Source organism: Halomonas sp. SIMBA_159 (assembly GCF_046536035.1).
Taxonomy (GTDB): Bacteria; Pseudomonadota; Gammaproteobacteria; order Pseudomonadales; family Halomonadaceae; genus Vreelandella; species Vreelandella venusta_A.
Map to the genome: position 1 here is coordinate 1 of NZ_JAWJBT010001365.1, position 244 is coordinate 244.

Consider the following 244-nt stretch of genomic DNA (forward strand, 5'->3'; position numbering starts at 1 on the left):
TTTGCTCGCTTGCGTAAAGCCGGCCTGGTGGCCAGCGTGCGTGGTCCGGGCGGTGGTTACCGACTGGGCGAAGAGGCGCATCAAATTGCTGTCGGTACTGTGATCGCGGCCGTCGACGAATCGGTCGATGCCATGAAGTGCCACGGTAAAGGGGATTGTCAGGGCGGCGTACGTTGTCTGACTCATACCCTGTGGCATGACCTCAGCGCGCGCATCAGTGACTTTCTGAACAATATTACGCTCG

Annotated in this window: 1 protein-coding gene; it reads left to right on the forward strand. The window is 59.0% G+C overall.

Annotated features, from left to right (window positions below):
• Nucleotides 1-244, forward strand: a 244-nt coding sequence (locus R0J87_RS23700; protein ID WP_498889453.1) for an Rrf2 family transcriptional regulator, incomplete at both ends; no start/stop codon positions are given.